Source organism: Streptomyces sp. NPDC127098 (assembly GCF_042722465.1).
Taxonomy (GTDB): Bacteria; Actinomycetota; Actinomycetes; order Streptomycetales; family Streptomycetaceae; genus Streptomyces; species Streptomyces millisiae.
This window is the reverse complement of the sequence record NZ_JBHXFJ010000137.1, coordinates 1-3,828: the sequence shown is the minus strand read 5'-3', so window position 1 is coordinate 3,828 and position 3,828 is coordinate 1. Positions and strand designations below refer to the sequence as shown.

Annotated in this window: 4 protein-coding genes; 3 read left to right on the top strand and 1 reads right to left on the bottom strand. The window is 74.7% G+C overall.

Annotation, left to right across the window (positions count from 1 at the left end; genetic code table 11):
- Positions 1–185: 185 nt before the first annotated feature.
- Positions 186–953 (bottom strand): calcium-binding protein, encoded by a 768-nt coding sequence (locus ACFWI8_RS36130; RefSeq protein WP_387100463.1) that lies wholly within the window; start codon positions 951–953, stop codon positions 186–188.
- 189 nt (positions 954–1,142) lie between these two features.
- Between ACFWI8_RS36130 and ACFWI8_RS36125 the strand changes: the two genes are divergently transcribed.
- From ACFWI8_RS36125 to eda, 3 genes are all read left to right on the top strand, one after another.
- The gene (locus ACFWI8_RS36125) at positions 1,143–1,493 is read left to right on the top strand and encodes a hypothetical protein (RefSeq protein WP_387100461.1); all 351 of its coding nucleotides are present in this window, start codon (positions 1,143–1,145) and stop codon (positions 1,491–1,493) included.
- Positions 1,490–3,091 (top strand): amidase, encoded by a 1,602-nt coding sequence (locus ACFWI8_RS36120; protein ID WP_387100458.1) that lies wholly within the window; start codon positions 1,490–1,492, stop codon positions 3,089–3,091. The genes ACFWI8_RS36125 and ACFWI8_RS36120 overlap by 4 nt, the downstream gene beginning before the upstream one ends.
- A gap of 102 nt (positions 3,092–3,193) precedes the next feature.
- Positions 3,194–3,820, top strand: a complete 627-nt coding sequence (gene eda, locus ACFWI8_RS36115) for a bifunctional 4-hydroxy-2-oxoglutarate aldolase/2-dehydro-3-deoxy-phosphogluconate aldolase (RefSeq protein WP_387100455.1) — start codon at positions 3,194–3,196, stop codon at positions 3,818–3,820.
- The last annotated feature ends 8 nt before the right edge of the window (positions 3,821–3,828 follow it).

Genomic DNA, 3,828 nt, shown 5'->3' with positions numbered 1-3,828 from the left:
GCTCGCGCCCCGCCCCGAGCGGGTGGTGATCTGGGCCGGGCTCCTGGCGCTCACCCTCGTGCTGGTGGCCGTCGTCCACCGGCTGCGCCCCTCCCGTCAGGCGGCCGCCCGGGCCACGGCCCGGGACGAGGGCGACCGCCCGGCCGAGGGGGCGCGGCGCGTCGGCTGACGGCAGCCGGGGCCGGCTACCGGGTGATCTCGTCGTCGCCCGGGCCGCCGAAGAGCAGGTCACGGCCGGGACCGCCGTCGAGCATGTCGTCGCCCCGGCCGCCGAACACCACGTCGTCGCCCTCGCCGGCGGCGACGTGGTCGTCGCCCGAGTCGGCGGACACGAAGTCGTCGCCGCCGTACGCCTCGACGTGGTCGTCGCCCGAGCCGCCCCAGAGGTACTGGTCCCGGTCGTCGCCCATCAGGTGGTCCATGCCGGCGTCGCCGCGCATCACGACGCCGCCCATCAGCATGTCGTCGCCGTCCCCGCCGAGCACCGTGTGGGCGGTGTGCGCGTGGAGTTCGTCGTGGCCCGCGCCACCGTGCACGACGGAGACGCCCGGCGCGTCGGTGAAGAAGGCGTCGTCGCCGTCGCCGAGCAGCACCCGGATGTCGCCGGCCGCGTCCGAGTCGGCCGGCAGCTCGCAGACCACCCGCGTCGGGTCGCGCGGGTCCGGCTGGGCGCAGGGCGCGCCGGCGCTGATGGTCACCTCGTCGTTGAACGCGATCCGCCGTACGTCGGTGCCGCCCGGCATGTCGGTGACCTGGAGGTCGTTGGCCTGCCCGGCGGCGGCCCGGTAGGTGATGGACCGGCCGCCCCGGTCGACGACGAGGGTGGCGGTGGCCTCCGCGCTCTCGGTGGCCTCGGCGACCTCGCTGGCGGAGGCGGGTCCGATCGCCGAGCCGGCGGCCAGCAGGGCTAACGCGGTGACGGCGAGCGCGGGGGAGATGCGTGACGGAGTCATGGGTGCGTCCTCACCTCATGGAAGAGTCGAGCGGTTGAGTGTCATGAACGAAACAACTGTCTCCCCGTTTGTGTCCTCCGTCCACACCCGTGCCGACCGGGGTCGGTCGGCAGGCGCATCACCGGCAACACCGACAACAGTAGTAACAATGGTGATATACGGTCTCAACAGGGCGGTCACGAACAGGTGATGAGGTCACGGCCAGTGACGCACCCGCTCGGCACCACGGAGGACGCGTTGAGCCAACCCCAGCCGCCCACCACGGAACAGGTGGACGCCTACATACGGACGAGACTGGCCCTGGCCGGGTTCGACCTCGACATGCTGCCCGAGCAGCCGGACCCGGAGACCGGAGTGCCCACCCGCGACCAGGCGCTGCGCTCGCTGCGCTCCTTCGTCACCTCGACGCCCGTCGCCATCGCGGGCTGGACGCCGCCGGTCGACGGCCGGCCGGCCGCCGCCTACGCGCAGCAGACCGCGCCGCCGCTGCTCTACCCGTCGATCACCGAGGCCTGGACCGGTGGGGTGGACGAGCGATGAGCCGCGCCCTCAACCGCCGCACCTTCCTCACGAGTTCGGCCGCCGCGACCGGAGCGGTCGCCGGCGGCCTGGCCTTCGCCGCCCCCGCCTCGGCCGCCGGCGCCACGAGCGCGCCGGGCGCCGCCGCCGCGGCGGGCGCCGAACCCCGGCTGCCCGACATCGAGGTGCGGGACGAGGCACGCCGCGACCCCACCGAGGCCACGCTGGCCGAGGCGGCCGTGCTGATGCGCCGCCGGAAGCTCACCTCGACCACCCTGGTCGAGGCGTACCTCGACCGCGTCACCGCCCACGACGCCGTCTACCAGGCCTACGCCGAGGTCACCGCCGAGAGCGCGCTGGCCGCGGCCCGCGCGGCGGACCGGGGAACCGGCCCGCGCGGCGTGCTCTCCGGCATCCCGCTGTGCGTGAAGGACAACTACTTCACCAAGGACGTCCCCACCCGCTGCAACTCCCGCATCTTCGAGGACTTCGTCCCCGATCACGACGCCACGGCCGTCGCCCGGCTCGCCGCCGCCGGCGGCATCCTGCTCGGCAAGGGCCAGATGGGGCCGCTCGCCACCACCCGGGCCACCAGGCCCAACGGCGAGATCACCACGGTCAACGCCTGGACCCCGAACGACCCGTCCGTCGACCCCGGAGGCTCGTCCACCGGACCCGCCACCGCCGTCGCCGGCCGTCTCGCGTCGTCCTCCATCGGCACCCAGACCGGCGGCTCCATCGTGCTGCCCGCCAACCGGCAGAACCTGACCGGCCTCAAGCCCACCATGGGCCGTGCCTCGGTGTACGGCGTCATCCCCCTGTCGTACACCCGCGACCACGTCGGGCCGCTGGCCAGGGACGCGATGGACGCCGCCCTGATGCTGGCGGTCATGGCGGGACCCGACCCCAGGGACCCGCGCACCCTCGGCCTGCCGGCGGTGCCCGACCTGGTGACCGCCGCCACGCCCGTGGTCTCCCGTGGCCGGGTCCGGCTGCGCCGGGCCACCAGGATCGGCGTGCCGGCCGACTTCCTCGGCTCCGCGACCGAGGTGCGGCGCGCCCTGCTCGACGCACTGGACGCCATACCCGGGGTGACCCTGGTGGACGTCACCTATCCGGACGACTGGTCGCTGCTCACCGGCGCGTTCAACGGCGCCCGGCTGGCGGAGCGCACCGAGCCGTTCCGGCACTGGCTGCGCGAGGACCCGCGCACGTTCGGCGTCTCGCTGCTGTCCTGGCTCCAGGGGCTGATGCTCTCGGGCGACGAGTGGATCACCGCACAGCGCGCCAAGAACCACCTGCTGCGCGAGGTGCTCGACGGCGTGTTCGGCGAGTGCGACGTGGTCCTCCAGACCGAGGTGGTGCCGTTCGACATCCTCGGCCTGCCGGAGATCGGCTTCCCGGCCGGGTTCGTGAACGGCGTCCCGGCCGGGGTGATCCTCGGCGGCCAGCCCTACGAGGAGGACCGGCTGCTCGAGGTGGTCGCGGCCTACCAGGCGGTCACCGACTGGCACACCCGCCGCCCCGCGGACCCCACGGCCAGGGCGGCGACGCGGCTGCGCGCGGCGGCCGACGCGCCGCGGCTGACGGCCGAGGAGGTCGCCGAACAGTCGGCCTGAGCGCGGCCCCGCCGTCCGGTCCCCGGCCCACGACGCGGGCCGGACGGCGTCATGACACCATGAGGTCGCCTCACGGTGCCCGACCAGCGCGAAAGGGAGCCCATGCCCGGCACGACACTCCTGACCAGGTGCCCCGTCGTCCCCGTCGTCGTCGTCGACGACGCCGCCCAGGCGTTGCCCCTGGGCCGCGCCCTGCTCGCCGGCGGCATCGACGTCGTGGAGATCACCCTGCGCACCCGTGCGGGCCTTGACGCGATCCGGGCCCTGCGGGCGCTCCCCGACCTCCAGGTCTGCGCCGGCTCCGTGCTGGTTCCCGACCAGGTCGACCAGGTGGTGGACGCGGGTGCGGAGTTCGTGGTCAGCCCCGGCCTCTCGCGCGGCGTGCTGGAGCGGTGCCGGGCGCTCGGCGTGCCCGCGCTGCCGGGCGTCGCGACCGCGTCCGACCTGATGGTCGCGGTCGAACTCGGCCTCACCGAGGTCAAGTTCTTCCCGGCCGGCCTGCTCGGCGGCCCCGCCGGGATCAGGGCGCTGGCCGCCCCCTTCACCGGCGTCTCGTTCATGCCCTCCGGCGGCGTCAACCAGGACAACATGGCCGACTACCTCGCGCTCCCCGCCGTGCCCGCGGTCAGCGGCAGCTGGATGGTGGAGCCCGCGCTCCTCGCCGCCGGCCGCTGGGACGACGTGACCGAGCGGTCGGCCGCCGCGGTCGAGCGCGCGGCGAAGGCCTGAGGGTCGCC

Bases quoted from the DNA above. Each gene is read 5' to 3' on its own strand.
- ACFWI8_RS36120 (WP_387100458.1), top strand. From the start codon at position 1,490: ATGAGCCGCGCCCTCAACCGCCGCACCTTCCTCACGAGTTCGGCCGCC.
- ACFWI8_RS36130 (WP_387100463.1), bottom strand. From the start codon at position 953: ATGACTCCGTCACGCATCTCCCCCGCGCTCGCCGTCACCGCGTTAGCC.
- ACFWI8_RS36125 (WP_387100461.1), top strand. From the start codon at position 1,143: ATGAGGTCACGGCCAGTGACGCACCCGCTCGGCACCACGGAGGACGCG.
- eda (WP_387100455.1), top strand. From the start codon at position 3,194: ATGCCCGGCACGACACTCCTGACCAGGTGCCCCGTCGTCCCCGTCGTC.